The organism is Gluconobacter sp. P1D12_c (assembly GCF_018812105.1).
Lineage (GTDB): Bacteria > Pseudomonadota > Alphaproteobacteria > Acetobacterales > Acetobacteraceae > Gluconobacter > Gluconobacter oxydans_A.
In genome coordinates this window covers 1-434 of sequence record NZ_JACSIQ010000509.1, presented here as the reverse complement: position 1 = coordinate 434, position 434 = coordinate 1, and the positions used below count along the sequence as shown (strand labels likewise).

Sequence of the window (434 nt, the reverse complement as noted above, 5' to 3'; positions counted from 1 at the left end):
GTGTCTCATAAAGGTGGTACCATATGTTTTGCAGTCATGGGGCCTTATACGTTACACTTTCCCGTATGACACACATAATGATCGGCTATGCCCGCTGCTCGACGGACAAACAGGATCTCGCGGCCCAGCATCAGGAACTGCTCAAACTCGGTGTTTCTGCCGATCGTATTTACACCGACAAGGGCTTCACCGGCACGAACCGGGAAAGGGCCGGCCTTGACCAGGCACTGGCGGCTGTTCGTAGTGGCGATACTTTGGTCGTACCAAAGCTTGATCGACTGGCCCGCTCTGTCCCTGATGCACGGCTTATTGGCGACAGCCTGGCATCCCGTGGCGTGAAGCTTCAACTTGGGAACAGTATTCACGATCCGTCTGATCCAATGGGCAAGTTGTTCTTCAACATCCTTGCGACTTTCGCGGAGTTTGAAGCCGAT

At 53.9% G+C, this 434-nt stretch carries 1 protein-coding gene; it reads left to right on the top strand.

The window, feature by feature from the left end; genetic code table 11:
* Nucleotides 1-65: 65 nt before the first annotated feature.
* Nucleotides 66-434 (top strand): recombinase family protein (locus KP705_RS17915; protein ID WP_215765267.1); only part of this gene is annotated, 369 nt, incomplete at its 3' end.